Source organism: Rhizobium arsenicireducens (assembly GCF_964021225.1).
Genome location: NZ_CAXHYK020000001.1, coordinates 495387 through 520156, shown reverse-complemented (window position 1 = coordinate 520156; position 24770 = coordinate 495387). Strand labels below are relative to the sequence as shown.

Sequence of the window (24770 nt, the reverse complement as noted above, 5' to 3'; positions counted from 1 at the left end):
GAAGGGAGGACCGCAATGAAGGACGAATATGATCCGGCCCGCGTCTTTCGCAAGCTCGCCTGCGCCAATGCGCTCGCCAATCTGCGCTTGCACAAGGCCGTAGCGCTTCTCCAACCCGGCGAGTTCGAGGCGCCGCGCACGAACTTCTTCCCGTCAGTCCGGGCGACGCTGAACCATATCCTCATCATCGACTGGTTCTACGTCGATGCGTTGGAAGGCGGCACGCTTGGGCCCAAGGCCTGGGAAAACGAGACGCCCTTTGCCGACGTAGCGGAACTGCGCGCTGCGCAAGCCGATGTCGATCGCCGTCTTCTGAAACTCTGTGACAGCCTGACGCCCGGCGACCTGGCCCGCCTTGTCGAGGTCCATCGCGGCAGCCGTATCCAGACTGACCGTCTCGACGACATCCTCAGCCACCTGTTCCAGCACCAGACCCATCATCGCGGCCAGGTCCATGCCATGCTTGCCGGCACAAGCGTGAAGCCGCCACAGCTGGACGAATTCATCGTCGGCGACGATGCGCCAGCACGCGCGGCGGAAATGGCCGAGCTCGGATGGAGCGAAACGGATCTGATGGGCTGAACCTCAGGTTTGCGCGCTGTGCGCCAGACAGTGAACCGTGCTTTCCAGCAGCGACAGGCCGCCGGGCTTCCAGCCGAGCGCGCGGATCTTGTCCGTGACCATCTCCGCCACAACAGTCTTGTCTACCGGCTCGGGCAGCGGGTGCGGGGAGCCAGTCGCCTTTTTCAGGGCTGAGAGGATTTCGTGGCTGTCGGTGACGATGTCGGAGACATTGAACGCCTTGCCGCCCACTCTCGCCGCCTCACTCTCCAGCATCAGCCGTACCGCCTGTCCGACGTCCCGGCCATGCACTTCCGAGCCGGCACGCATCGGCACCGCCCTGCCCGCCAGGTAGTCGGCGAACAGTCCGTCCCATTTGTTCGGCCTCAGTTCGCCATAGACACCGGTCAGCCTGAGACTTGTTCCGGCAAACCCCGGACCTGACATATCCGACAGCACCTGCTCGGCCAAACGCTTGATCTCACCGTAGAGGCTTGACGGATGCAGCTCGGCCGTTTCGACCAGCGGTTGCCCCGGCGCAATGCCATCATAGACCGCACGGCTGGACAGGAAGACCACGCGCCGGACGCCAGCCCGCCTGGCCGCATCGAAAAGCAGAACCGAGCCGTCGAGGTTGAGCCGGCGGAACCGCGCCGGATTGTCACCCTCCCCACCCCGGTATTTCCCGGCCACGTGATGAAAGGCAGCGTGGACGAAGAGATAGGTTTCGTCGAAGACCTCGATCTGATCAATATCGGGGTCGAGCGACATCGACTGGAACGCGACCGGCCGCGAGAAGTATCCCACCGCAGGCGGAGAACGCCCGCCGACGGTGACGTCGTAGCCGCCCAAAAGCAATGCTTCAACGACATATCGGCCGACGCGGCCCGTGCCCCCGAAGACCAGGACTTTCATGCCGCCGCCCGCACCGGATTGCCAAGCGCGCCGACATCGGGAACGCCCTCGCCCGAATAATAGGCCTGCCAGAGATCGATCAGCGGCTTGAGAAGCGTTGCCTTCGGGTGATCGGTTTCCCACGGCTTCTCATACTGATAGTGCAGAACGCCGATCTCTTTCCAGTCCCACAGTTCGGGCAGGTTGAACCAGACATACTGCAGCATGTTCATGAACACCGGCAGGCCGTGCCAGTCGGGGAAGAAGGTCTCGAGAAAGGTCTGGTCGGTGCGCCGCCAGAATACGTCCGGTTCGTCCAGTTGCTTGAGCATGGCGCCGAAGGTGGCGAGCGAAGGCTTGGCGACGAACACGCCGGAATTCAGTCGGTGGAAATCGGCAAGGCTCTCGTAGACATTCGGCGCGGCGGAGAACTCCGGGTAGTCGAACAGCTTGTCGATGTTCTTCAGCACGATCGCGTCCGCATCGATGAAGACGCAAGTGGCGTAGTCGATCAGTTGCCAGAGCCTGAGCTTGCAGAAATTGTCGAGCGGCGAATGGAAGGCCGGCTTGCGCCCCTTGGTGAAGGGCGCATTCGCATGCAGATTGCCGCGCGCATGGCGCTGGTTGAACGCGTGCGAGAGCGGCAGGTGGTCGACCTCCACCAGCCGGCATCCGAGCGCTTCCAGCGGATGGAGGGCACTTGCCGCCACACCGCCGGTGTAGAGCACGACGATATCGGCGGGCGTCCCGGTCAACCGGATCGACCTTGCCAGCGCCACCGCTCCCATCGCGTAATCCGGGTTGGTCACCAAGGTGACGAAGGCATTGCGCGAGCCGGCCGTGGTCTGCGGGCGAATGCCGCGCAGCATTTCTGTGCCCATCATCATGACACGGATTTGAGCCTCTTGCCTTCGGGATCGCGGTTGATCGTCTTGGCGATATCCTTGGTCCAGGCTGAAACGGCCGGCACGCGCGAACGGTCGACGCGATAAGCGAACTTCTTGGCGACATCGACGATCTCGTCGAGCAGGCCGCCCTTCAGCGTCGTCGGCTCGAGCCCAAGGGCGAGGAACTTCTCGTTCTTGACGATCAGGTCGTTTTCCGGGGCTTCCTTGCGCGGATTGGGCAGCCAGGCGATCTCTGCGCCGGTCATCTTCGAGATCATCTCGGCGAGGTCGCGCACCCGATGCGTTTCCGTCATCTGGTTGAAGATCTCGACCCGCGACCCGCGAGCCGGCGGATTGTTGAGCGCGATTTCGATGCAGCGCACCGAATCCTGGATGTGGATGAAGGCGCGGGTCTGCCCCCCGGTGCCGTGCACCGTCAATGGATAGCCGATCGCCGCCTGGATCAGGAAGCGGTTGAGCACCGTGCCGTAGTCGCCGTCATAGTCGAACCGGTTAACGAGCTGTGCATGGCGGCGCGTCTGTTCGGTATGGGTTCCCCAGACGATACCCTGGTGCAGGTCGGTGATGCGAAGCCCGTCATTCTTAGCGTAGAACTGGAACAGCAGCTGATCGAGACACTTGGTCATGTGGTAGATCGAGCCGGGATTGCTTGGATAGAGGATTTCCTGCGAAACCGTCTCGCCTTGCATCGTCTCTATCCCCACCGGAAGATATCCTTCCGGGATCGCGGCTCCGACGGTGGAATAGCCATAGACCCCCATGGTACCGAGATGAACGAGGTGCGAATCGAGGTTAAGCTCCGTGAGCGCGTTCAACAGATTGTGAGTGGCGCTCACATTATTGTTGACCGTGTAGTTCTTGTGGCGATCGCTCTTCATCGAATAGGGAGCAGCGCGCTGTTCAGCGAAATGGATGATCGCGTCCGGACGGTTCTCCGCCAGCCAGTTCTTCAAGAGTTCGTAGTCCTTGGCGAGATCGATCAGGTGGAAGTGGATCCGCCGCCCCGTCTCCGCATGCCAGATGCGGGTGCGCTCCTGTATTGAATCCATCGGCGTCAGCGACTGCACGCCAAGCTCTGTATCAATCCAGCGGCGCGACAGGTTGTCGAGGATATGAACATCATGACCGGCGTCGGAGAGATGCAGGGAAGTCGGCCAACCGACGAAACCGTCTCCACCCATGACTGCAATTTTCATTTGATAGTCTCCTGTGCCGGTGAGCCCCCAAATCTGATAATGCCAATTTGTGACAGAACTACAATGGCATCCGAAACGCAGGCGTACAACACCCGTCCGGATACTGGGAAGACAAGGTAAGACTATGAAACAGCAAATGTTTTCAATCTGTGGAGAACTGACGACCGAAGGTCACCGTCTCACCCAGCGCGTCTATTATGAAGACACCGATTTCTCCGGCCTCGTCTACCACGCCCGCTACCTGCACTTCCTCGAACGCGGTCGCACGGACTATCTCCGCTGTCTCGGCGTCGAACAGAGTGCGCTGATAGGCATCGACGAGGAAGGACTCGTTTTCGTCGTCCACCGGATGGAAATCGACTTCAAGGCGCCGGCCCGCATGGACGACGTCCTGGAGGTCAGGACCGTCACGAGCAAGGCGGGCGGTGCCAAGATGGTGCTGGAGCAGGAGATCCGGCGAGACGGCAACCTGCTGATCGTTGCCAAGGTGATCATTGCCGTGGTCAATCGAGCGGGCCGTCCACGTCGACTGCCCGAAGGGCTTGCAGCCCGTTTCCTGGGCTGAACCCACAGCCGCTGCCAGGCCGGCGCTAACGCTCTCTTAACCATAATGATGTCTTACTGCCGTAGTGGACATTAGTGCCAACCACGCCTTCGTTTGACCAAATTTGAAGGCAAGAAGGCAGTCTGGGAGCTTGAGGCGGAATAAGGGCGTTCGGCGATGGCTACCGCAAAATTCCGCCAACAGAGCTTTATCACCGCCCGGTCATGCGCCGGGCGTTTGGATTTCGGGGATTGAAAAGCGATGGAAGAAGTTGGTTTGGCAGCAGCGGCCCATGACGTTAGCCTTTGGGCCTTGTTCATGCAGGCAGGCCTCGTCGTCAAGTTGGTCATGCTCGGACTGCTCGCCGCCTCGGTCTGGACCTGGGCGATCATTATCGACAAATTCATGAGCTACTCGCGGTCGCGCCGCCAGTTCGACCAGTTCGAACAGGTGTTCTGGTCAGGCCAGTCCCTCGAGGAACTCTACCGGACGCTGGCAGAACGCAACAATACCGGGCTTGCCGCCATGTTCGTCGCCGCGATGCGCGAATGGAAGAAGAGCTTCGAGCGCGGCGCCCGTTCGCCGATCGGCCTGCAGATGCGAATCGACCGCGCCATGGACGTGACGCTTGCGCGCGAATCGGAAGCCCTGGAAGCCCGGCTCACCTCTCTGGCGACCATCGGTTCGGCCGCCCCCTTCGTCGGTCTGTTCGGTACGGTCGTCGGCATCATGACCTCGTTCCAGGCGATCGCCGGCTCCAAGTCGACCAACCTCGCGGTTGTCGCCCCTGGTATTGCCGAGGCGCTGCTTGCCACCGCGATCGGCCTCGTCGCCGCTATCCCCGCCGTCATCGCCTACAACAAGTTCTCCGGCGAGGCCGGCAAGCTCACCGCCCGCATGGAGGGCTTTGCCGACGAATTCTCCGCCATTCTTTCGCGCCAGATCGATGAGAAGCTGCAGCCTCGTCAGGCGGCGCAGTAATCGTTTGGCTTAGGAGACGCACAGTATGGGTATGAATGTTGGAGCAAGCGGCGGCGGCGGTGGCCGTCGTGGCGGAAGACGCGGCGGCGGCAGGAAGGCCCCGATGAGCGAAATCAACGTCACGCCGATGGTCGACGTCATGCTCGTGCTTTTGATCATCTTCATGGTCGCAGCGCCGATGATGACCGTCGGCGTGCCGATCGACCTGCCGGAAACCCAGGCGAAGGCGATGAATTCCGAAACCCAGCCGATCACCATCTCGGTGAACTCGGCCGGCGAGATCTACCTTCAGGAAACGCCGATCGCCGTCGAAGAAGTTGTCGCCAAGCTCGAGGCGATTGCCACCACCGGATACAACGAACGCATCTACGTGCGCGGCGATACCGCCGCCGCCTATGGCACCGTGATGCAGGTTATGGCCCGCATTTCCGCGGCCGGGTTCAAGAACATCGGCCTTGTAACCCTGCAAGAACAGGACAAGTGATCGGACGCGATGAGAGCTAGTCTCGTTTCTTCGGCTGCTCTGCATGTACTGGCGCTCACCTGGGGGCTGGTGTCGATCAGTGCGCCCACGTCCTTCGACGTCGCTGACGTCGAAGCGCTCCCGGTCGACATCGTGCCAATCGAGGAACTCACCCAGATCCAGCAGGGCGACAAGAGTGCGCCCCTCGCCGAGAAGTCCGCACCCGTTCCGACGAAGAAGCCTACCTCCGTGGCCGATGCGCAGAATGTCGGCGAGAACAAGGTCGACCTGAAGTCCGTTCCCAAGCCGGTCGAGAGGCCGACCACCTCGGAATCTTCAGCAGCACCCGAGAAGGTCGAGAAAGTTCAGCCGACGCAGGATGACGTCACCAACGACATCAAGGACATCATCAAGGAAGAGACCGTCGCCGAAAAGCCGGTGGAGGTGGCCAAGGCTGAACCGCCAAAGCCCGAAGTGACGCCGGAGCCGAAGGCCGAGACACCTGCCGAGCCCGCGCCCGCGGAAGAGGCAACTGCCGAGGAAATACCACTGCCCGACAACGTACCGGTCCCATCCGCCAGGCCCAAGCCGGCCGCGGCGAAGCCCGCCGAGACAAAGCCAGCCGCGAGTGAGACGGCGACGCAGGACAAGAAGAAGGACGTCAAGACCCAAGAGACGGCGAAGTCGAAATCCGCCAAGGAAAGCGACTTCAATGCCGACGAGGTCGCGGCCCTCCTGAACAAGAACGACCCGACCGCTGGAGGCGCCAAGGCATCGCCGGACAAGGCGGCCTTGGGCGGCAAGAAGACCACCGGCGGATCGAAGCTCAGCCAGAGCGAAATGGACGCACTGCGCGGCCAGATCCAGAACAACTGGTCAGTCATCCCGGGCCTCGCCGATGCGGCAGACGTCCGCATCCGGGTGAAGTTCCAGCTCGATGAATCCGGCGCACTGATCGGCGAACCGGAAGTAACTGCCACCGGCGGAACGCCGCAGACCCAGCAAGTGCTGATGGGCGGCGCACGCCGCGCCGTGCTCCGTTCGGCCCCGTTCAAGAACCTTCCCCGGGACAAATACGACGCCTGGTCGGAAGTGATCGTCAATTTCGACCCCAGCGAACTGATGTAAGAGCTGAAAGGCTTGGATCTTATGATGAAACTCAACCTTCTTCGAACCCTGATGGTGATCGTCGGCATTGCCGGCGCCTTCGCCACTCCGGCGAGCGCCGTCGTCGAAATCAACATCAACAAAGGCAATGTCGAACCGCTGCCGATCGCGATCACCGACTTCGTCTCGGCAGACGGCATCGGTGCGAAGATCGCCGCAGTCGTCGAGGCGGACCTCAAGCGTTCCGGCCTTTTCGCTCCGGTCAACCGCGCAGCCTTCATCGAGAAGATCACCAATCCCGACCAGGCACCGCGCTTCGAGGACTGGAAGGTGGTCAATGCCCAGGCGTTGGTCGTCGGCCGGATCAGCAAGGAAGGCGACGGTCGTCTGCGCGCCGAATTCCGCCTATGGGACACCTTTGCCGGCCAGCAGATGACCGGCCAGCAGTTCTACACCCAGCCGGAGAACTGGCGGCGTGTCGCCCACATCATCGCCGATGCGATCTACGAGCGCATCACCGGCGAGAAGGGCTATTTCGACACCCGCATCGTCTTCGTCTCGGAAAGCGGTCCGAAGACCGACCGCAAGCGCCAGCTCGCCATCATGGACCAGGACGGCGAAAACGTCCGCATGCTGACTGGCTCCAAGGACATCGTTCTGACGCCGCGTTTCTCGCCGAGCCGCCAGGAAGTGACCTACATGTCCTTCGAAGGCCAGCAGCCACGCGTCTACCTGCTCCAGCTCGAGACGGGACAGCGCGAAGTGGTCGGCAACTTCCCCGGCATGACGTTCTCGCCACGCTTCTCGCCTGACGGCCAGCGCGTCATCATGAGCCTGCAGCAGGACGGCAATGCCAACATCTACACGATGGACCTACGCTCGCGAACGACGACTCGGCTGACCTCGACCGCGGCGATTGATACCTCCCCGTCCTATGCGCCTGACGGTGCCCGGATCGTCTTCGAATCCGATCGCGGCGGTCGCCAGCAGCTCTACGTGATGAATGCCGACGGCTCCGGCCAGCAGCGTATCTCCTTCGGCGATGGCTCCTACTCGACCCCGGTGTGGTCGCCGCGCGGCGACCTCATCGCCTTTACCAAGCAGTCGGGCGGCAAGTTCTCCATCGGCGTGATGAAGGCCGACGGCTCGGGTGAGCGCATCCTGACCTCGGGCTTCCACAATGAAGGCCCGACCTGGGCGCCGAACGGACGCGTGCTGATGTTCTTCCGCCAGACGGCCGGCGCAGGCGGCCCGCAGCTCTATTCGATCGACCTGACCGGCTACAACGAGCAGCTTGTCAAGACCCCGACCTACGCCTCTGACCCGGCCTGGTCCCCGCTGCTCGAATAGAGCCTCAATCGCGCCTCTTTCTTGCCGCAAAGAGCTGTGAATCAGCGCTTTCCAGCGTATTTTGGTAAATCGTTAACCACGTTCGTTTGATGCCAATTAACCTCGAATGGTTAAAGTCAGGCAACCCTAACGGAATGAATCAAGGAGACCGGCTATGAGCCGCATCTACAATCCGGCGAAGAGCCGCATGCAGCAGATCGCCAGCAACCCTGCCGTCCTCGCCATCGCGCTGACGCTCGCACTGGCAGGCTGCGCTTCGAAGAAGAACCTGCCGAACAGCGCCTCCGAGCTCGGCCTCGGCGCAGGTGCCGCCACTCCGGGCTCGACCCAGGACTTCACCGTCAATGTCGGCGACCGCATCTTCTTCGACACCGACTCGACCTCGATCCGTGCCGACGCCCAGCAGACCCTCGACCGTCAGGCCCAGTGGCTCGCCAAATATCCGAACTATGCGATCACCGTCGAAGGCCATGCCGACGAACGCGGTACCCGCGAATACAACCTCGCGCTCGGCGCCCGTCGTGCCGCCGTTACCCGCGACTATCTCGCCTCGCGGGGCGTACCGTCCAGCCGCATGAAGACCATTTCCTACGGCAAGGAACGCCCGGTCGCTGTCTGCGACGACATTTCCTGCTGGTCGCAGAACCGTCGCGCTGTCACCGTTCTCGGCGGCGCCGGAATGTAATCGCCACTTCCAGCGGCAAAGTTCTGAAAGGCGGCTCCCCGCGGGGGGCCGCCTTTCCGCTTTTCTCCATACTTTGGCCGAACTTCGGTTGCTTTTTGCCGGCAGTTGGGAAAAATTTACCGGTTGCGCCAAGCCCGGTGCGACGATTCATGAAGACAGGAACAATGACATGAAAAGACTTGTCATGGCCGCATTGCTAGGAGCGGCGACTGTGGCCGGCCTGCATGGAAGCGCAAGTGCGATGCAACTGCTCGCACCGCGCCCGGCACCGGAAGCCGGGACGGCCGCAGGCCCGACACCGCGCCCGCTGGTGATCCTCGCCCAGAGCGCGGACCCGGCGATCCGCGTGCTGCAACTCGAGGAAGAGATCCGTAACCTCAACGGGCGGATCGAGGAAATGAGCTTCCAGATCCTGCAGATGCAAGAGCAGATGCGAAAGACCCAGGAAGACAATGAGTTCCGCTTCCAGGATCTCGAAAAGGGCGGCTCGAAGAAGAGTGGCGCCCTCGAAACACCGGTCAACGGCGGCGGGCAGACGAAGTCCGTCGCCGAGATCATCACGCAGGATCCCGCGCCCGGCAGCAATGCCGGGCCCGATCCCATCGGTCAGCCTGAACAGGTTCTCGGCTCCATCGAGCTCGACAGCGAGGGCATGCCGAGATCGGCAACTCTCAACCAGGATGCGATCGGCAATGGATCGACTTCCCTTCCCGGGGTAGAGAGCGTTACGCCGCAGGTCAGCCCCTCGGACACCGCTTCGCTGGGTTCGGAAGGCGACCTCTACCAGGTTGCCTATGCCCATGTGCTGTCCGGCGACTATGCCATCGCCGAGAACGAGCTTACCGACTTCATCTCAAGCTTTCCACAGAGCGCCAAGATCGCCGATGCGAACTTCTGGCTCGGAGAGGCACAGTATTCGCAGGGCAAGTTCAACGAATCGGCGAAGACCTTCCTCAATGCCCACCAGACTTACAGCTCCTCAAACAAGGCGCCCGAAATGCTCCTCAAGCTCGGCATGTCCCTTGCCGCTCTCGACAACACGGAAACCGCTTGCGCCACGCTGCGCGAAGTGACGAAGCGCTATCCCAAAGCGTCGCGCGCCGTGGTTTCCAAGGTCGCCTCCGAACAAAAGCGGCTTGGCTGCTAACCGGCCCACCGGCGCAACCGCCGTGGACAGCCCTTTCCCCATCTCTCCCGAAGATGCCGCCCGCCGGCTCCTGATCTCCCTGCGAAAACCGACCCGCCTTCTCGTCGCCATTTCCGGCGGCAGCGATTCAACCGGTCTGCTCCTTGCCTTGCACCGCACCCTTGCGAATTTACAGAGCCCTCACAGCCTTGTTGCGGCCACCATCGACCATGCGCTGCGGCCTCAGTCGGCGCAAGAAGCGCGCAGCGTCGCAAGCCTCTGCGCTTCGCTCGGCATTCCCCATCGCATCCTCACCTGGCATGGCACCAAGCCCTCGACCGGCATTTCAGCGGCGGCGCGCGAGGCGCGTTACCGCCTGCTGGCCGATGCCGCAGCCGATCTCGGCGCCGCGGCGATCGCTACCGGCCACACCGCCGACGATCAGCACGAGACCGTTGCGATGCGCGCCGCCCGCGCCGAGGCGGACAATCTCGGCCTTTCCGGCATGGCCTCGGCAATGCTCTACGATCGCAGGATCTGGGTCCTGCGGCCCCTTCTATCCGTCCACCGTGCGGCGATCCGCGATTATCTCACCGACGCGGGCATCGGCTGGATCGACGACCCGAGCAATAGCGACCGGCGCTATGAGCGGGTACGCGTCCGGCAGGACCGTGACCCGGGCATGCGACCGCCTGCCGACGAAGCCGCCAAGCGGCGCCGGGCGTTGTCGAACGGTGCCGCCGACCTCATTGAGAACTGCGCCACGCTTCATTCCGGCTGTCTTATTGCGCTTTCGCCCGCAGCGCTGAACGCCGATCGGCAAATCCTGCGCCATGCACTGGCGACACTCGTGGCGGTCGCTGGCGGCAAGCCGCACCGACCGGGCACAGCGGCCTTGGACAAACTGATGCGTTTGGCGACCTCCGGATCCCCGGGACGAATGACGCTGTCCCGAACACTAGTTCAACGCCGTCGGGACGGCCTCTATCTGATGCGAGAACTCCGCGATGTTTTACCGCGTCTCGTCCCTGCGCATTCGACCATCCTATGGGACGGCCGCCACCGCGTTACCAACCATTCGGGCGATGTGCTGCGCATCGGACCGCACTCGGAACCACTCTCGCCGTCCGGTGCGGGCGTCCTGCCGACGGCAATGCTGCGCCACATGGCCCGCATTTGCCCGGAAATCTGGATGGTATCGGAGATGGAAGCAGAAACGGCAGTGTTGCCCGAATTGGTCTCGGTCGAGCCCGCCTTGCCGCTGTTCGATCGCTTCCTGCCGGATTTCGACCTTGCCCTCGCCGATGCCTTGGCCCGGCTCCTTGGACGGAAGGCCTATTTGCCGCTCCCGACTTAAGCGGTTATTGACGGAAAACGCACTCATCCCGCCGCTTCGCCTTGGCAAGGCCCAAGTGCGAACCTATGTTAGTCGATAATCTGGCGGGCATTCAGCGCGCAACACATGTTCGGGGAGTTTTATGAACCCAAATTTTCGGAATTTCGCGCTATGGGCAATCATAGCCCTCCTGCTGATCGCCTTGTTCAGCATGTTCCAGACGTCGCCGACGCAGACCAGTTCGCGCGAAATCCCCTATTCGCAGTTCCTCAGCGAAGTGGATGCGGGCCGCGTCCGTGACGTGACAGTCACCGGCAACCGCGTGCTCGGCACCTATGTCGAGAACGGTACGGCATTCCAGACCTATTCCCCGGTCGTCGACGGCAGTCTGCTGGAGAAGCTGCAGTCGAAGAACGTGATGATCGTCGCTCGCCCCGAGACCGACGGCTCTTCCGGTTTTCTGAGCTACATCGGCACTCTTCTGCCTATGCTGCTGATCCTCGGCGTCTGGCTGTTCTTCATGCGCCAGATGCAGGGTGGTGGCCGCGGCGGCGCCATGGGCTTTGGCAAGTCGAAGGCCAAGCTCCTGACCGAAGCGCATGGCCGGGTAACGTTTGAAGACGTCGCCGGCGTCGACGAAGCCAAGCAGGACTTGGAAGAAATCGTCGAATTCCTGCGTGATCCGCAGAAATTCCAGCGGCTCGGCGGCAAGATCCCGCGCGGTGTTCTGCTGGTCGGCCCTCCCGGCACCGGCAAGACGCTGCTCGCCCGCTCCGTTGCCGGCGAAGCCAACGTGCCCTTCTTCACTATTTCCGGTTCGGACTTCGTCGAAATGTTTGTCGGCGTCGGTGCAAGCCGCGTCCGGGACATGTTCGAACAGGCGAAGAAGAATGCGCCCTGCATCATCTTCATCGACGAAATCGACGCCGTCGGTCGCCATCGTGGCGCAGGCCTTGGCGGCGGCAACGACGAACGCGAACAGACGCTCAACCAGCTACTGGTCGAGATGGACGGTTTCGAGGCCAATGAGGGCGTCATCCTGATCGCAGCGACCAACCGTCCCGACGTTCTCGACCCGGCGCTGATGCGTCCCGGCCGCTTCGACCGCCAGGTCGTCGTGCCGAACCCCGATATCGTCGGCCGCGAACGCATCCTCAAGGTTCATGTCCGCAACGTACCGCTCGCTCCGAACGTTGATCTCAAGGTTCTGGCCCGCGGCACACCGGGCTTTTCCGGCGCCGACCTGATGAACCTCGTCAACGAAGCCGCCCTTATGGCCGCCCGCCGCAACAAGCGCGTTGTCACCATGGCTGAGTTCGAAGACGCCAAGGACAAGATCATGATGGGTGCCGAGCGTCGCTCGTCCGCCATGACCGAGGCCGAAAAGAAGCTGACCGCCTATCACGAAGCCGGTCATGCGATCACCGCGCTCAACGTGCCGGTCGCCGACCCGCTGCACAAGGCGACCATCATCCCGCGCGGACGTGCACTCGGCATGGTCATGCAGCTGCCCGAGGGTGACCGCTACTCGATGAGCTACAAGTGGATGGTCTCGCGCCTGATCATCATGATGGGCGGCCGCGTCGCCGAGGAACTGACCTTCGGCAAGGAGAACATCACCTCCGGCGCATCCTCCGATATCGAGCAGGCGACCAAGCTTGCCCGCGCCATGGTCACCCAGTGGGGTTTCTCCGACGTGCTCGGCCAGGTCGCCTATGGCGAGAACCAGCAGGAAGTCTTTCTCGGTCATTCGGTTTCGCAGACCAAGAACGTCTCGGAATCGACCGCTCAAAAGATCGACACCGAAGTGCGCCGCCTGATCGACGAGGCCTATACCGAAGCCCGCCGGATCCTGACGGAGAAACACGACGACTTCGTTACCATGGCTGAAGGGCTGCTTGAATACGAAACGCTCTCGGGCGATGAGATCAAGGCGCTGTTGCGCGGCGAAAAGCCGGCACGCGACATGGGCGACGAAGGTCCGTCCGGACGCAGCTCGGCAGTTCCCTCGGCCGGCGCCAAGAAGGACGCCCCCAAAGGCGGCGAACCGGAAGGCGGCCTTGAGCCCCAGCCCCACTAAACCGCGCGCAGATAAATGCAGAGGCCACCCCCGAAAGCGGCGGGTGGCCTTTTTCTTTGCGCTCACAAGATGTATGCGCTGTTGACGCTAATTTACGTGCCCTTCGCAGCTTTTTGTGGCAAGAGCACGCGCATTGCATAGCTTCCGGCCGCTTGGCCGGTTTTGGAATCCAGCGCCTTTCGCCACGCCTCTCGGTGCCGGCTTGATCTTTGCAGGAGAACAGATAACTCGTCGCTATTTCGGTACGGACGGCATTCGTGGTCAGTCCAACCAGTTTCCCATGACCCCGGATCTCGCCATGCGGGTCGGCATTGCGGTCGGCACGATCTTCCGTCGGGGACACCATCGCCACCGGGTGGTGATCGGCAAGGACACCCGGCTTTCCGGCTACATGCTGGAAAACGCCCTGGTTGCCGGATTCACCGCCGCTGGCCTCGACGTGTTCCTGCTCGGCCCGATCCCGACACCCGCCGTCGCCATGCTGACGCGCTCGCTGCGCGCCGACATCGGCGTAATGATCTCCGCCTCCCACAATCCCTTCGCAGACAACGGCATAAAATTGTTCGGCCCGGACGGCTACAAGCTCTCCGACGAAATCGAACAGCAGATCGAGGCCCTGCTCGAGGAAGAAATCTACGCGCAGTTGGCTCCCGCCCACGAGATCGGCCGGGCCAAGCGTGTCGAGGGCGACATCTATCGCTACATCGAGTTCGTCAAGCGCACGCTGCCGCGCGACGTCACCCTGCATGGCCTCAGGGTCGCGATCGACTGCGCCAACGGTGCGGCCTACAAAGTGGCCCCGGCCGCTCTATGGGAAGCTCGGCGCCGAGGTGGTAACCATCGGCAATGCGCCCAACGGGACCAATATCAACCTCGATTGCGGGTCTACCCATCCGGCCGCGCTGCAACAGAAGGTCCACGAGGTGCGCGCCGACATCGGCATCGCGCTCGACGGCGACGCCGACCGTGTCATCATCGTCGATGAGAACGGCAAGATTGTCGATGGCGACCAGCTGATGGCGGCGATCGCCGAGACCTGGGCGCAGGACCAGACGCTGAAGGGCGACGGCATCGTCGCCACGGTCATGTCCAATCTCGGCCTCGAGCGCTTCCTCTCGGATAAGGGCCTCACGCTCGCCCGCACCAAGGTTGGCGACCGCTATGTCGTCGAGCACATGCGCCAGCACAATTTCAACGTCGGCGGCGAACAGTCGGGCCATATCGTGCTGTCCGACTTCGGCACCACCGGCGACGGCCTGGTGGCCGCCCTGCAGATTCTTGCCTGCGTCAAGCGCACAGGGAAGACGGTGAGCGAGATCTGCCATCGCTTCGAGCCCGTGCCTCAGCTCCTGCGCAATGTGCGCTTTTCCGGCGGCAAGCCGCTCGAGGATGCGACCGTCAAGCAGGCGATCGCCGACGCCGAGAGCGAACTGGCCCGCAACGGCCGCCTGGTCATCCGCCCGTCAGGCACCGAACCCTTGATCCGCGTCATGGCCGAAGGCGACGACCGCGAACAGGTCGAACGCATCGTCAACGGACTGGTGAGCGTGATCGGCAGCGTGCGGAGCGAGGCGGCCTAGTTCTCGTCTTTGCTTTCGGCCCCCCATCCGCCTGCCGGCACCTTCTCCCCGCAAGCGGGGAGAAGGTCATATGCTGCGACGTCTTCGTTCCCTCTGCCTGCTTGCGGGGAGAGGATCAGGGTGAGGGGCAAACCCACAAACAAAAACGGCCCGGTTGCGCGCGCAGCCGGGCCGTTTTCCTGAATTCCTGCGGTCGATCAGGCCGACAGCTTGGCCATGACTTCGTCCGACACTTCGAAGTTCGAATAGACGTTCTGCACGTCGTCGTCGTCTTCCAGCGTGCCGATCAGCTTCATCAGCGACTGCGCCTTTTCCTCGTCGACCTCGATCGTGTTCTGCGGCTTCCAGATCGCCTTGACGCTTTCTGCCGCACCGAGCACGTCTTCGAGTGCCTTTGACACTTCGTTCATGTCCTCGAAGGCGCAATAGATCGTATGGCCGTCCTCGTCGGAAGCGACATCCTCGGCACCGGCCTCGATCGCCGCTTCCATGACCTTGTCGGCATCGCCGACCGAGGCCTTGTAGGTGATCTCGCCCACGTGATCGAAGGAGAAGGATACCGAGCCGGTTTCGCCGAGCGCACCGCCGGCCTTGGTGAAGGTCGAACGGACGGTCGATGCGGTGCGATTGCGGTTGTCGGTCAGCGTCTCGACGATGACGGCGATGCCGCCCGGACCATAGCCCTCGTAACGGATCGCGTCATAGCTCTCGGCGTCGGCGCCCGACGCCTTCTTGATGGCTCGGTCGATGTTGTCCTTCGGCATCGACTGCGCCTTGGCGTTCTGCACGGCCAGGCGAAGGGCAGCGTTCATGGTCGGGTCGGGCAGGCCCATCTTGGCCGCAACCGTGATTTCGCGCGCGAGCTTGGAAAACATCTTGGAACGGATGCCGTCCTGTTTTCCCTTGCGGTGCATGATGTTCTTAAACTGTGAATGGCCAGCCATGGCACCCCTGATCAGGTCTATTTGTAAGGAATGGCGCCTTATACGAGCGAAATCCGCCCTGTTCAAGGGGATGCCCGAGATTAGACCTGCACCCGCCTCGTCCCTGTCCGCACGCAGGTCAACTCCGCTTTTGCTGGAACAAGTGCACCGACCGGCCCGTTTTGCAGGTGAAAACCGCCAACAACAGGAGATGGTTCATGGCAAGCTTCAGCGAAGCCCGCGAAACCCCGGTCGAGCAGCTATGGGACGAGATCGACGACATTCATGCCGGCATGTTGGGCCTTGAGGGTGGCCACATGCACATGCAGCCTATGGCGCCGTTCGCCGATCCCAAGACCAACACGATCTGGTTCTTTGCCAAGACGGACTCGCATCTGGTGCAAAGCTTGCGGCCGGGAAGCCGCGCGCATTTCTGCGTCGTCGGCAAGGACCACGACTATCATGCCTGCCTCGGCGGCGTGATCGCCGAGCGCAACGACACAGCCAAGATCGATGAATACTGGAGCTCTATCGTCGAGGCGTGGTATGACGGCGGCAAGAACGACCCCAGGCTGACCATGCTCGCCCTGAAGCTTGACGATGCCGAGATCTGGGCCTCGACCGGCAACCCACTAAAGTTTGGCTGGGAGATTGCCAAGGCGAACCTCAGCGACGACAAGGAGCCGGACATCGGCGTCCACCGCAAGATTTCCTTCGCCTGAATCTTCGATATCCCCCAACGACAAACGCCCGGCCAGTGAGCCGGGCGTTCTTGTTTGGGTGATCAGGCGGCCGACGTGGCGGCCTGTCGGCTGATCATAGTGCAGATGCCATGTTCTTCGGCTGTAAACTCGGCCCCACTGATCGCGCCGAACGCCGTCGCCGCCTGCTGGCTGCGCGTCTCTGCCTCGCCAAGGGCGTCGGGGCCGGTCAGCCGGAATGATACGGCGGACAGCGGACCGAACAGAAGAGCCCGCTCCAATTTCGGCCATTTGGCCGGGTCCGGCTCAACGCCGGCATTGGCTGCAAACATCAGCGCCGCTGCATTCATCGGCATGCTCGGCGGGCCGGCCCGCATTGCCTTGCTGCGCGTGACCCCCTCGCGCATTTCCGCCTGCGACGGCATCGGCTGCAGCCCGGCGAAGCAATGGCTGATCCACCGCGCCTGAAGTTCGAGCACCGGAAGATAGGGGCCGACCAGATCGTAAAGTCCCAGGAAGGCGAGTCCCTGCAAATCGGGATGGAAGCTATGGTCGTGCAGGTCCAGATGGGTATCGTCCAGATCGACCGCCTTGGCGATGTCCGAACCGAGCCATGGCAGCGATAGGCGATAGCCGGTGCCGAAGACGATGCCGTCCGCATCGAAGACCGAGCCGTCGTCGAACTGCACCCTGCCGCCTTCGATCCGACGGATCCAGGGCGCGACCGTGATGCGCCCTTCGGCGACTGCCGGCAGGAAATGATGCGATTGGGTGATACCGGCCGCGAAGATATTCTCGTCCGGGGCCGGCGCGCCGAACTGCGCCGGATTGCCCGCGACGCTGAGCACCTTTGCCTTCAACCCGGCCGCCAGCGCCTCCGGCGGCGCCACGGCCCCCAGGAGCGCCGAGGCGCGATTGAACATCACATGCTCGGTCGGCACGCCGGCAATCAGCTTCGGCAGGACATAACGCTGGCGTCGATTGGCGACCACGACCTTGGCGGCACCGCCATAGGCAAGCTCCGAGGCGATCTCCAGTGCGCTGATCGAACAGCCGGCCACCAGCACCTTGCGGCCACGATAACGTTCGACACCGTTATACTGCGCCGCATGTACCGCGCCCAGGCTGCCGCTGAAAGTGTCGAGGCCGGGGACCTCAGGCACTTGCGGCGTGCGGTGGCGGCCGCTCGCGACGATCACCCGCTTGAACACGTCCTGGCGAATGCGCCCGCCCGCGACCGAGCGCACGAGCCAGCCGCCGTTCGGCGCACGCTCCAGCGCCTCGACGCGCGTGGACAGCCGCAGATGCGGCAGCAGGCCGGCGGTGAAGGCATAGCGTTCGAGATAGTCGAGCATGTCCTCCTGGCTCGGGTAGACCGGCGTGCCGGGCGCATGGTCGAGGTCGGAGAAGGCAGTCATCACCCGGCTGGTATTGGTGCGCATGCCCGGCCACGTTGCGCTCGACGCCGAGGCCGAGTTCCACTGGCCGCCGACCCGGGCTGCCGCCTCGAAGATCACCGGCTCCAACCCGTGGGCGCGCAGCCATCGGCCCGCGGCCAGGCCGCCGGGGCCGGCGCCGATGATCGCTACCAAATTCTCCGGCATGATGGTTGTCTGTTCCTGTTGCATGGGTTTGCTCCTTGGGTTGTGATGGAGCGTGGCTATAGGCGCATGCGATGTGGGCGTTTCCTAAAAGCTTCCTAAGGCGCGGATCGCTTATCCTAAAACCTGCATAACTGCGGTATGAATCGGTCCCTCACGGAGAACACCATGCTGGATGCGGAGCTTGCGGCTTTCATCGAGAGCCCGGTCATGCAGATTGTCGGAACGGCGGACGCCACGCGGCGGCCCGGGATCGCGCGCGGCGTCGGCGCCTGGCGCGCAGGAGGCCGGGACGCCGTCGACCTCGTCCTCTCGGCCTGGCAATGGCCGGAAACGATCGCCAATATCGAGGCGACCGGCCGCATCGCGGTGACATTCTCCCGTCCTTCCGACTACGTCACCTACCAGATCAAGGGGACGGCGACCCTCAGGCCGGCCGATGACGGGGAGATCGAGCGATCCGCCGGCTACATGGTCGCGATCGTCTCGGCACTGATGCGAAACGGCCTGCTGCCGGAGATCATCGCCCCCTGGCTCACCGCCCGGGATGCCGTGGTCGCCACCATCAGGATATCGTCAGTCTATGTGCAGACGCCCGGTGCGCAGGCCGGCACGAAGCGTGCGGGTATTCGCCAATGACGTGGTCGCTCGTCGAACTGGAAGCCTGTTTCGAGGGCGTCATTCCGTCGATCATCTCGACGGCCGATGCCGACGGCATTCCCAACATCTCCTATCTGTCCCATGTGGCGATCGTCGACGACGACCACGTCGCCCTGTCCAACCAGTTCTTCGCCAAGACCGCCGCCAATATCCGGCTCAATCCGCAGGCAACCCTTCTCGTTGTCGACGGGCACAACGGCGCCCAGTTTCGCCTCGACCTGCGATTTGCCTACTCGATGGAAAGCGGCGCGCTGTTCGAGAGACTGGCCCTTCAGGTCGAGGCCAGCAGCGCGCAGGCTGGCATGGCCGACGTCATGCGGTTGCGCCATGTGGATGTCTTCCGGGTTCTCGACATTGTCGATACGCCCTCCCCGGCCGGCACGCTGATCAAACGCAAACCGGAGAGGAACCGGCTCGACGCCACCCGCCGCATCGTCGAGCGAATCGCCGCGGAGACGGATGCGGACGGAATCGTCAACGCGACGCTCGACGGGGTCCGCGAGCGTCTGGGTTTCCACCATGGCCTGTTCCTGCACTGCTACCCCGACAAGGGCCAGGTCGTGGCGATTGGCAGCACCGGCTACGCTCCCTCCGGCATCGGCGCGGAGGTGCCGCTCGGCGAGGGCCTGATCGGCGCGGCCGCCGAGAGCGGCAAGACGGTCAAGGTTAGCGACATGAGCCGCATCCGCCGTTTCGGTTCGGCGATCCGCGCGACCACGCCCGACGAAAACCGGACCCGCTCTATTCCCCTGCCCGGCATGGCGGAGGCGATGAGCCAGATTGCCGTGCCACTGCTGGTGCAGGATACCGTCGAGGGCGTGCTGTTCTTCGAGAGCGCCGAAAGGCTAGCCTTCGGTCGCGACGACGAAGCGGCCCTTGCGATCATCGCCCGCCAGGCGGCGGCATCGCTCGCGCTCTGCGAACGGCTGTCACTCGAGGGCGAGAGCGCAGGCCACCGCCCTTCCGACCCGCCGGCCGGCGAGACCCGCATCGACGTCGTCCATCACGGTTTCGACGACAGCGTCTTCGTCAACGGCGATTACGTCATCAAGGGCGTCGCCGGCCGACTGCTGGTCTTCATGATGGAGCAGAGCCTCGCGAGCGGACGCCGCGAGTTTTCCAACCGCGAGATCCGGCTGGACACCACCCTGCGGCTGCCGGACTTCAAGGACAATCTCGAAACCCGCCTGCTGCTCCTGCGGCGAAGGCTTGAGGAAAAGAAGCTGCCGGTCCGCCTGATCCGCCTCGGGCGCGGCAAGATCGGGCTGGAGATCGACGGACATCTGCGCCTGACGCGGCAGTGAGAACCGCCGCCCCGGCAGGCCCGGGTGTCAGACCCCGCTCAGTACCAGGATCAGCGGCTTTCGCGGCAGGCTGCGCACTGAGACGCTGATCGTGGCGGTGTCGGCAATCTTCCAGTCGAAGCTCGGATCGAACATGGCGAGGAACGTCTCGATCGGCGGCCCGCGGCGATGCATCGGCAGGATCAGCGCTGAGCGCAGGCGCTTGATGGTGTCGCTCATGCTCTGCGCGCCCATCGTCAATCCGCCGTCGACCGGCACCATGACCACGTCGAGCCGGCCGATCTCGGCGAAATGCGCATCGGTCAGTTCGTGGTGCAGATGGCCGAGATGGCCGATGCACAGGCCCGCCACCTCGAAGATGAAGATCGAATTGCCGTTGGGTTCGAACGCGCCGCCCCAACTGCGGATGTCGGTCGCGACATTCCTGACATAGGCGTCGCCGACGACCACCCTGTGCACGGCCTTCTCGCCCGGCTCCTCGGCGTTCCAGCCGCGCAGGACATTGGCGATGCCGGGATCGGGCGTCAGCGTGTAATGGCTGGAATGCGCCTTATTCATCGTCACGACGTCGGGTAGCCGTGCCGTTCTCAGCCAACCGTTGAAATCCGTGGCGATCGAAATGCCGGCCGGCGTCTCGATCTGGAAGGTGGAGTGCCCGAGAAAGCGGATCGTCACCTCTTCGTCCAGTGCTGTCTGCTGCCGCGTCGCGGCATCCTCGGCGGGCCTGTAGGCGGCGTAGCTGACTGCCGGAAGCTTCTGCGCGATCAACTGGCACTGGCTGACCGGAGGTCGAGCATCCTCCGCGACCGCCGGCGCCGCAAGGCCTGAAAGGACACAAAGGGCAAGGGACAGTCTGTGCAGCATCCGGCCGCTCCCGCACCTCGTTTAGAGGGGCAAAGGATGCGGCAGAGCTTGGCTGCGGTAAAGCCGGCAGCCACGTCATTGGCCTCACAATGGCGTTACTGCCGCCAGATTGTGATCAACGCCAGAAGTCCGGGACGGTTTCCGTCAGTCGCGGACCGAGGCGAAGCGGCGCGATCTTCTCCGCAAGTCCGGTGCGGTCGGAAATCTCCACGCCGACCCCGCAGATGGTCGCCGGGCCATGCGCCGCCTCGAACCGGCCCTTCGGCATCTTGGATATGAATCGGTTGAGCGGCTCTTCCTTCTCCATGCCGAGCGAGGAATCATAGTCACCACACATGCCGGCATCCGACATATAGGCGGTGCCGCCGTTGAGGATCTGGTGGTCGGCGGTCGGCACATGGGTGTGGGTGCCGACGACGAAGCTCGCGCGCCCATCGACGAAATGGCCGAAGCATTGCTTTTCGCTGGTCGCCTCGGCATGGAAGTCGAACACGATCGCATCGGCCTGCTCCTTCAGCGGGCAGGCGGCGAGGATCATCTCCGCAGACTTGAAGGGATCGTCGAGTTCCGGGTGCATGAAGACCCGGCCCATGATGTTGGCGACCAGGATTTGCGCGCCGTTGCGTGCGTAAAAGAGTCCCGAACCCTTGCCCGGTGTTCCGTTGGGATAGTTGGCGGGACGCAGGAACTGGTCGTGCCGCTCGCAGAAGCTGACGGCTTCTTTCTGGTCCCAGACATGATTGCCGGTGGTCACCACGTCGGCGCCGGCATTGATCGTTTCGAGATAAATGTCTTCGGTGATTCCGAACCCGCCGGCGGCATTCTCGCCATTGACGATGACGAAATCGAGACTCAGGTCAGAGATCAGGCCAGGCAGGCGCTCCCAAACCGCGGTACGCCCCGTCTTGCCAACCATGTCTCCGAGAAAAAGAAGCCGCATTCAAACTGTCCAATCGCGCTCAGAATTGCCTGAACCCGCTTTCGGTCAGGATGGCTTGCAGCCGGACATCATGCGGTTCCATGGGCACTTCTGCCACTTCCTGACAATCGAATGCAATGCCGATCAGCCTCGGTTCCCGTCCTTTTTGCACCAGTCTGGCAATCGCCCGGTCGTAATGGCCCGCCCCATAGCCGATGCGATGGCCCCGGGCGTCGAAGGCGGAGAGCGGCACGAGCAGGATTTCGGGGTCGAGGACGGCGGCATCCGGACCCGGACCACGGGTTCCAAATCCCGTATCGACGAGTTCCGCGCCCGTCACCAGCTCGCGAAAGACGATGGTCATCCTGTCCTGCACGATCGGCAGGCAGAGCCGCGCGCCGCGCGCCTTCAGCCGCGCCATCAGCGGACGGATATCGGCCTCCGAGCGGATCGGCAGGAAGCCGGAGATGATCGTCCCCGGCTCGAATTCGAAGGCGTCTCCGCCGTGGTCGGCCATGAGGAGGCTGTATTCGGTGCGGGTTTCCGCAGGAAGCTGATCCCGTGCGGCCAGTCGTTCATTCCGCATTTGCGCCTTGAGGTCTTTGATATTCATGCGTGTTCTGTCCCCGAATATGGCGGGACGATAGCCGAGATGGCCGGCCTTTCAAAGCCGACGAAAAAGCAACCGATTCCGCAGTGCAAAAAAAATGCTGCAGGAGCGAACATCGGGAAAGATCGAATTAACACTCGCAGGGTAAAATGAGAAGCAAGCTCACCAAAGGAATTCTACTCATGAAGTTTTTCTCCCGCTTCGGTCTGGTCGGCACCGTTACCACCATGACGATCCTGATCCTGATGGCATCGCTCGGCGCAGTCGCCTGGGTGATCTCCGGCAGCATTGCCGCCCGCATCGGCGAACAGGCGATCGCCGGCCAGAACACCAGTCTGAGGACCGCGGCGACCATCGTCGAGCGCGACCTGCCGGGCACCGTGGTGACCTGGGGCAAGGACGGCAATGTCGAGCGCATTGTCGCCGCGGCGATCCCGAAGGAGTTTGCCGTGCACGACATGATCGACAGCGTCGGCCGGATGACCGGCCAGACCGCGACGATCTTCGCCTGGGATGGCGAAAGCAAGGATTTCTGGCGCCGTACGACGAACATCATCAAGCCGGACGGCAAGCGCGCCGTCGGAACGGCACTGGGCCAGGCGGGCGCGGTCTATCCGGTCGTCACCAAGGGCCAGACCTACCGCGGCGAAGCCGTCATTCTCGACGTGCCTTATTACACGATCTACCAGCCGATCTTCTCGCCGGCCGGCGACGTCATCGGCATTCTCTATGCCGGCGTGCGCGCCGCCGAGATCGACGGCATGGCCCACCAGATGGCCTGGGCGATCGGCATCACCGCCCTCGTCGTCCTGCTCGCAGCGACGGTCCTCGTGGTCCTCATCGCACGGCGCATAATGGGTCCGCTGCCGCAGTTGACGGCTGTCGCCGACGCCATGGCTTCGGGCCGCCTGGACGTCAAGGTGCCGCACAAGGATTTGCGCAACGAGATCGGCGCCCTCGCCCGCGCCCTCGACGTCTTCCGCGACAGCGCCCTGCAGAAGATCGACCTCGAGCGCCAGGCGGCGGAAAACGCCGCGCTCGGCGAGCAGGAACGCACCGAGCGCGAGGCCGCCAAGGCCCGTGAAACGCTTGGGATCCAGCAAGCCGTCGACGCCCTGGCGGGTGGCCTCCAACGATTGAGCGAAGGAGACCTGACCGTCCGCCTCGATCAGAGCTTCGAAGGAGGGCTCGACCGGCTGCGCAATGACTTCAATCACTCCGTCGAGAAGCTCAATGGCACGCTGGCCCAGTTGCGCACCGAAACGCACGGCATCGAAGCGAGCTCCGGCGAAATGCGCTCCGCCAGCGAAGACCTGTCGAAACGCACCGAGCAGCAGGCCGCCTCGCTCGAGGAAACCTCGGCCGCTCTCGACGAGATCACGGCGACCGTCCGCAGCGCTTCAGCCAAGGCCGACGAGGCCGCCCTCCTGACACAGTCGACGCGCCAGAGCACGGAGAAGCTCGAGCCATGTCGTCTCCGAGGCGGTCGATGCCATGGGCCGGATCGAGGCCGCATCGGGCGAGATCTCGAAGATCATCAACGTCATCGACGAAATCGCCTTCCAAACCAACCTTCTGGCGCTGAATGCCGGTGTCGAGGCGGCCCGCGCGGGTGAGGCCGGCAAGGGCTTTGCCGTCGTCGCCCAGGAAGTGCGTGAACTGGCTCAGCGTTCGGCCAATGCGGCCAAGGACATCAAGGCGCTGATCACCAAGTCAGGCGAGGAAGTTTCCGGCGGCGTGACGCTGGTGCGCAAGACCGGCACGGCGCTTGGCGAAATCGCCCAGCAGGTTGCGCAGATCAACGACTACATCGCGGCGATCGCCACGGCGGCGCGCGAACAGTCGGTCGGGCTGCAGGAAATCAACACCTCGATGAACCAAATGGACCAGTTCACCCAGAAAAACGCGGCCATGGTCGAGGAAACGACCGCCGTCACGCACCGCCTTGCCGACAGCGCAACGGCGCTTTCCGGGCTCGTCGGCCAGTTCCGCACCTCGGACACGGGCGTGGCACCTGCCATTCAGCCGCCCATGCAGTCGCACAGGTCCGTCGCACGCCCGGCCGCTCCTTCGGCACCGGCCGCCCCCCGCCCGGCCGGCAACGCCGCACGGGCCGTCCCCTCGCCGGCTCGCAGCATGGTGGGCAGCCTGGCCAAGGCCTTCTCCTCCGGTGGCGCGAATTCGGCAACGGCGGCATCGGACTGGGAAGAGTTCTGACCGACCGGACCATGCCAAGGCCGCAAATCATGCAACGCCGACGTTTCCCCCTGGATGCGTCGGCGTTCTGCTTTCGGCACCAGAATTACATGGGATTTTTTTGCAGGTGCGACGCCGCACATTTGCGCTAACATGGCGACCTGATCGGTGAAAACGCCAT

At 63.1% G+C, this 24770-nt stretch carries 23 protein-coding genes and 1 pseudogene; 16 read left to right on the top strand and 8 right to left on the bottom strand.

The window, feature by feature from the left end:
• The first annotated feature begins 15 nt into the window (after positions 1-15).
• Positions 16-582: a DinB family protein gene (locus ACWPVA_RS02435; RefSeq protein WP_454286155.1), complete on the top strand. Its 567-nt coding sequence runs from the start codon at positions 16-18 to the stop codon at positions 580-582.
• Positions 583-585: 3 nt separating this feature from the next.
• On the opposite strand, the gene ACWPVA_RS02430 is transcribed toward ACWPVA_RS02435, so the two are convergent.
• Genes ACWPVA_RS02430 through ACWPVA_RS02420 form a run of 3 tightly spaced genes read right to left on the bottom strand, consistent with a single transcriptional unit; the run spans position 586 to position 3559 of the window.
• Positions 586-1476 (bottom strand): NAD-dependent epimerase/dehydratase family protein, encoded by an 891-nt coding sequence (locus ACWPVA_RS02430; RefSeq protein WP_454286154.1) that lies wholly within the window; start codon positions 1474-1476, stop codon positions 586-588.
• Positions 1473-2342, bottom strand: a complete 870-nt coding sequence (locus ACWPVA_RS02425) for a glycosyltransferase (protein ID WP_454286153.1) — start codon at positions 2340-2342, stop codon at positions 1473-1475. The genes ACWPVA_RS02430 and ACWPVA_RS02425 overlap by 4 nt, the downstream gene beginning before the upstream one ends.
• On the bottom strand, positions 2339-3559 hold the full coding sequence (locus ACWPVA_RS02420; RefSeq protein WP_454286152.1) for an NAD-dependent epimerase/dehydratase family protein: 1221 nt from the start codon (positions 3557-3559) through the stop codon (positions 2339-2341). Before ACWPVA_RS02420 ends, ACWPVA_RS02425 begins: the two co-directional genes overlap by 4 nt.
• A 124-nt stretch (positions 3560-3683) precedes the next feature.
• On the opposite strand from ACWPVA_RS02420, the gene ybgC reads away from it, so the two are divergent.
• The 10 genes and pseudogenes from ybgC to glmM all read left to right on the top strand — a co-directional run bounded on the left by ybgC (position 3684) and on the right by glmM (position 14811).
• On the top strand, positions 3684-4124 hold the full coding sequence (gene ybgC / locus ACWPVA_RS02415; protein ID WP_454286151.1) for a tol-pal system-associated acyl-CoA thioesterase: 441 nt from the start codon (positions 3684-3686) through the stop codon (positions 4122-4124).
• 240 nt (positions 4125-4364) lie between these two features.
• Positions 4365-5084, top strand: coding sequence for a protein TolQ (gene tolQ / locus ACWPVA_RS02410; protein WP_454286150.1), 720 nt, complete (start codon positions 4365-4367; stop codon positions 5082-5084).
• 25 nt (positions 5085-5109) lie between these two features.
• Entirely contained in the window at positions 5110-5568 is a 459-nt protein-coding gene (tolR, locus tag ACWPVA_RS02405; protein WP_454286149.1) for a protein TolR, read from the top strand.
• A 9-nt stretch (positions 5569-5577) separates the two neighbouring features.
• The gene (locus ACWPVA_RS02400) at positions 5578-6675 is read left to right on the top strand and encodes a hypothetical protein (protein WP_454286148.1); all 1098 of its coding nucleotides are present in this window, start codon (positions 5578-5580) and stop codon (positions 6673-6675) included.
• Between the two features lie 21 nt (positions 6676-6696).
• The gene (gene tolB / locus ACWPVA_RS02395) at positions 6697-8004 is read left to right on the top strand and encodes a Tol-Pal system beta propeller repeat protein TolB (RefSeq protein ID WP_454286147.1); all 1308 of its coding nucleotides are present in this window, start codon (positions 6697-6699) and stop codon (positions 8002-8004) included.
• A gap of 154 nt (positions 8005-8158) precedes the next feature.
• Positions 8159-8689, top strand: a complete 531-nt coding sequence (pal, locus tag ACWPVA_RS02390) for a peptidoglycan-associated lipoprotein Pal (RefSeq protein ID WP_454286146.1) — start codon at positions 8159-8161, stop codon at positions 8687-8689.
• Between the two features lie 169 nt (positions 8690-8858).
• Entirely contained in the window at positions 8859-9836 is a 978-nt protein-coding gene (gene ybgF / locus ACWPVA_RS02385; protein WP_454286145.1) for a tol-pal system protein YbgF, read from the top strand.
• A gap of 22 nt (positions 9837-9858) precedes the next feature.
• Positions 9859-11172, top strand: coding sequence for a tRNA lysidine(34) synthetase TilS (gene tilS, locus ACWPVA_RS02380; RefSeq protein ID WP_454286144.1), 1314 nt, complete (start codon positions 9859-9861; stop codon positions 11170-11172).
• A gap of 121 nt (positions 11173-11293) precedes the next feature.
• A complete protein-coding gene (gene ftsH, locus ACWPVA_RS02375; protein WP_454286143.1) occupies positions 11294-13231 on the top strand; it encodes an ATP-dependent zinc metalloprotease FtsH in 1938 nt (645 codons plus the stop codon).
• Between the two features lie 223 nt (positions 13232-13454).
• Positions 13455-14811, top strand: a pseudogene (glmM, locus tag ACWPVA_RS02370) (phosphoglucosamine mutase).
• A 197-nt stretch (positions 14812-15008) separates the two neighbouring features.
• Here glmM and ACWPVA_RS02365 read toward each other — a convergent pair.
• Positions 15009-15755 (bottom strand): YebC/PmpR family DNA-binding transcriptional regulator, encoded by a 747-nt coding sequence (locus tag ACWPVA_RS02365; protein WP_454286142.1) that lies wholly within the window; start codon positions 15753-15755, stop codon positions 15009-15011.
• Between the two features lie 197 nt (positions 15756-15952).
• Here ACWPVA_RS02365 and ACWPVA_RS02360 point away from each other — a divergent pair, with 197 nt between their 5' ends.
• Positions 15953-16456, top strand: a complete 504-nt coding sequence (locus ACWPVA_RS02360) for a pyridoxamine 5'-phosphate oxidase family protein (RefSeq protein ID WP_454286141.1) — start codon at positions 15953-15955, stop codon at positions 16454-16456.
• Positions 16457-16518: 62 nt separating this feature from the next.
• Here the strand turns inward: ACWPVA_RS02360 and ACWPVA_RS02355 are convergent, their stop codons facing one another.
• Positions 16519-18063 carry a flavin-containing monooxygenase gene (locus ACWPVA_RS02355; protein WP_454286140.1) on the bottom strand — a complete coding sequence of 515 codons (1545 nt, stop codon included), beginning with the start codon at positions 18061-18063 and terminating at the stop codon, positions 16519-16521.
• A 141-nt stretch (positions 18064-18204) separates the two neighbouring features.
• On the opposite strand from ACWPVA_RS02355, the gene ACWPVA_RS02350 reads away from it, so the two are divergent.
• Positions 18205-18675 (top strand): pyridoxamine 5'-phosphate oxidase family protein, encoded by a 471-nt coding sequence (locus ACWPVA_RS02350; RefSeq protein ID WP_454286139.1) that lies wholly within the window; start codon positions 18205-18207, stop codon positions 18673-18675.
• Entirely contained in the window at positions 18672-20000 is a 1329-nt protein-coding gene (locus ACWPVA_RS02345; protein WP_454286138.1) for a GAF domain-containing protein, read from the top strand. The genes ACWPVA_RS02350 and ACWPVA_RS02345 overlap by 4 nt, the downstream gene beginning before the upstream one ends.
• A gap of 27 nt (positions 20001-20027) precedes the next feature.
• On the opposite strand, the gene ACWPVA_RS02340 is transcribed toward ACWPVA_RS02345, so the two are convergent.
• The 3 genes from ACWPVA_RS02340 to ACWPVA_RS02330 form a co-directional block, all read right to left on the bottom strand.
• Positions 20028-20864, bottom strand: coding sequence for an MBL fold metallo-hydrolase (locus ACWPVA_RS02340; RefSeq protein ID WP_454286137.1), 837 nt, complete (start codon positions 20862-20864; stop codon positions 20028-20030).
• 115 nt (positions 20865-20979) lie between these two features.
• Positions 20980-21804 carry a TIGR00282 family metallophosphoesterase gene (locus ACWPVA_RS02335; RefSeq protein ID WP_454286136.1) on the bottom strand — a complete coding sequence of 275 codons (825 nt, stop codon included), beginning with the start codon at positions 21802-21804 and terminating at the stop codon, positions 20980-20982.
• A 19-nt stretch (positions 21805-21823) separates the two neighbouring features.
• On the bottom strand, positions 21824-22396 hold the full coding sequence (locus ACWPVA_RS02330; RefSeq protein WP_454286135.1) for a 5-formyltetrahydrofolate cyclo-ligase: 573 nt from the start codon (positions 22394-22396) through the stop codon (positions 21824-21826).
• 179 nt (positions 22397-22575) lie between these two features.
• Here ACWPVA_RS02330 and ACWPVA_RS02325 point away from each other — a divergent pair, with 179 nt between their 5' ends.
• Both ACWPVA_RS02325 and ACWPVA_RS02320 read left to right on the top strand, forming a co-directional pair.
• Positions 22576-24009, top strand: coding sequence for a Cache 3/Cache 2 fusion domain-containing protein (locus ACWPVA_RS02325; RefSeq protein WP_454286134.1), 1434 nt, complete (start codon positions 22576-22578; stop codon positions 24007-24009).
• The gene (locus tag ACWPVA_RS02320) at positions 23897-24610 is read left to right on the top strand and encodes a methyl-accepting chemotaxis protein (protein WP_454289508.1); all 714 of its coding nucleotides are present in this window, start codon (positions 23897-23899) and stop codon (positions 24608-24610) included. The genes ACWPVA_RS02325 and ACWPVA_RS02320 overlap by 113 nt, the downstream gene beginning before the upstream one ends.
• Positions 24611-24770: the final 160 nt, after the last annotated feature.

Coding starts and splice junctions, on each gene's coding strand:
- ACWPVA_RS02435 (WP_454286155.1), top strand. CDS start 16: ATGAAGGACGAATATGATCCGGCCCGCGTCTTTCGCAAGCTCGCCTGC.
- ACWPVA_RS02430 (WP_454286154.1), bottom strand. CDS start 1,476: ATGAAAGTCCTGGTCTTCGGGGGCACGGGCCGCGTCGGCCGATATGTC.
- ACWPVA_RS02425 (WP_454286153.1), bottom strand. CDS start 2,342: ATGATGATGGGCACAGAAATGCTGCGCGGCATTCGCCCGCAGACCACG.
- ACWPVA_RS02420 (WP_454286152.1), bottom strand. CDS start 3,559: ATGAAAATTGCAGTCATGGGTGGAGACGGTTTCGTCGGTTGGCCGACT.
- ybgC (WP_454286151.1), top strand. CDS start 3,684: ATGAAACAGCAAATGTTTTCAATCTGTGGAGAACTGACGACCGAAGGT.
- tolQ (WP_454286150.1), top strand. CDS start 4,365: ATGGAAGAAGTTGGTTTGGCAGCAGCGGCCCATGACGTTAGCCTTTGG.
- tolR (WP_454286149.1), top strand. CDS start 5,110: ATGGGTATGAATGTTGGAGCAAGCGGCGGCGGCGGTGGCCGTCGTGGC.
- ACWPVA_RS02400 (WP_454286148.1), top strand. CDS start 5,578: ATGAGAGCTAGTCTCGTTTCTTCGGCTGCTCTGCATGTACTGGCGCTC.
- tolB (WP_454286147.1), top strand. CDS start 6,697: ATGATGAAACTCAACCTTCTTCGAACCCTGATGGTGATCGTCGGCATT.
- pal (WP_454286146.1), top strand. CDS start 8,159: ATGAGCCGCATCTACAATCCGGCGAAGAGCCGCATGCAGCAGATCGCC.
- ybgF (WP_454286145.1), top strand. CDS start 8,859: ATGAAAAGACTTGTCATGGCCGCATTGCTAGGAGCGGCGACTGTGGCC.
- ftsH (WP_454286143.1), top strand. CDS start 11,294: ATGAACCCAAATTTTCGGAATTTCGCGCTATGGGCAATCATAGCCCTC.
- ACWPVA_RS02365 (WP_454286142.1), bottom strand. CDS start 15,755: ATGGCTGGCCATTCACAGTTTAAGAACATCATGCACCGCAAGGGAAAA.
- ACWPVA_RS02360 (WP_454286141.1), top strand. CDS start 15,953: ATGGCAAGCTTCAGCGAAGCCCGCGAAACCCCGGTCGAGCAGCTATGG.
- ACWPVA_RS02355 (WP_454286140.1), bottom strand. CDS start 18,063: ATGCAACAGGAACAGACAACCATCATGCCGGAGAATTTGGTAGCGATC.
- ACWPVA_RS02350 (WP_454286139.1), top strand. CDS start 18,205: ATGCTGGATGCGGAGCTTGCGGCTTTCATCGAGAGCCCGGTCATGCAG.
- ACWPVA_RS02345 (WP_454286138.1), top strand. CDS start 18,672: ATGACGTGGTCGCTCGTCGAACTGGAAGCCTGTTTCGAGGGCGTCATT.
- ACWPVA_RS02340 (WP_454286137.1), bottom strand. CDS start 20,864: ATGCTGCACAGACTGTCCCTTGCCCTTTGTGTCCTTTCAGGCCTTGCG.
- ACWPVA_RS02335 (WP_454286136.1), bottom strand. CDS start 21,804: ATGCGGCTTCTTTTTCTCGGAGACATGGTTGGCAAGACGGGGCGTACC.
- ACWPVA_RS02330 (WP_454286135.1), bottom strand. CDS start 22,396: ATGAATATCAAAGACCTCAAGGCGCAAATGCGGAATGAACGACTGGCC.
- ACWPVA_RS02325 (WP_454286134.1), top strand. CDS start 22,576: ATGAAGTTTTTCTCCCGCTTCGGTCTGGTCGGCACCGTTACCACCATG.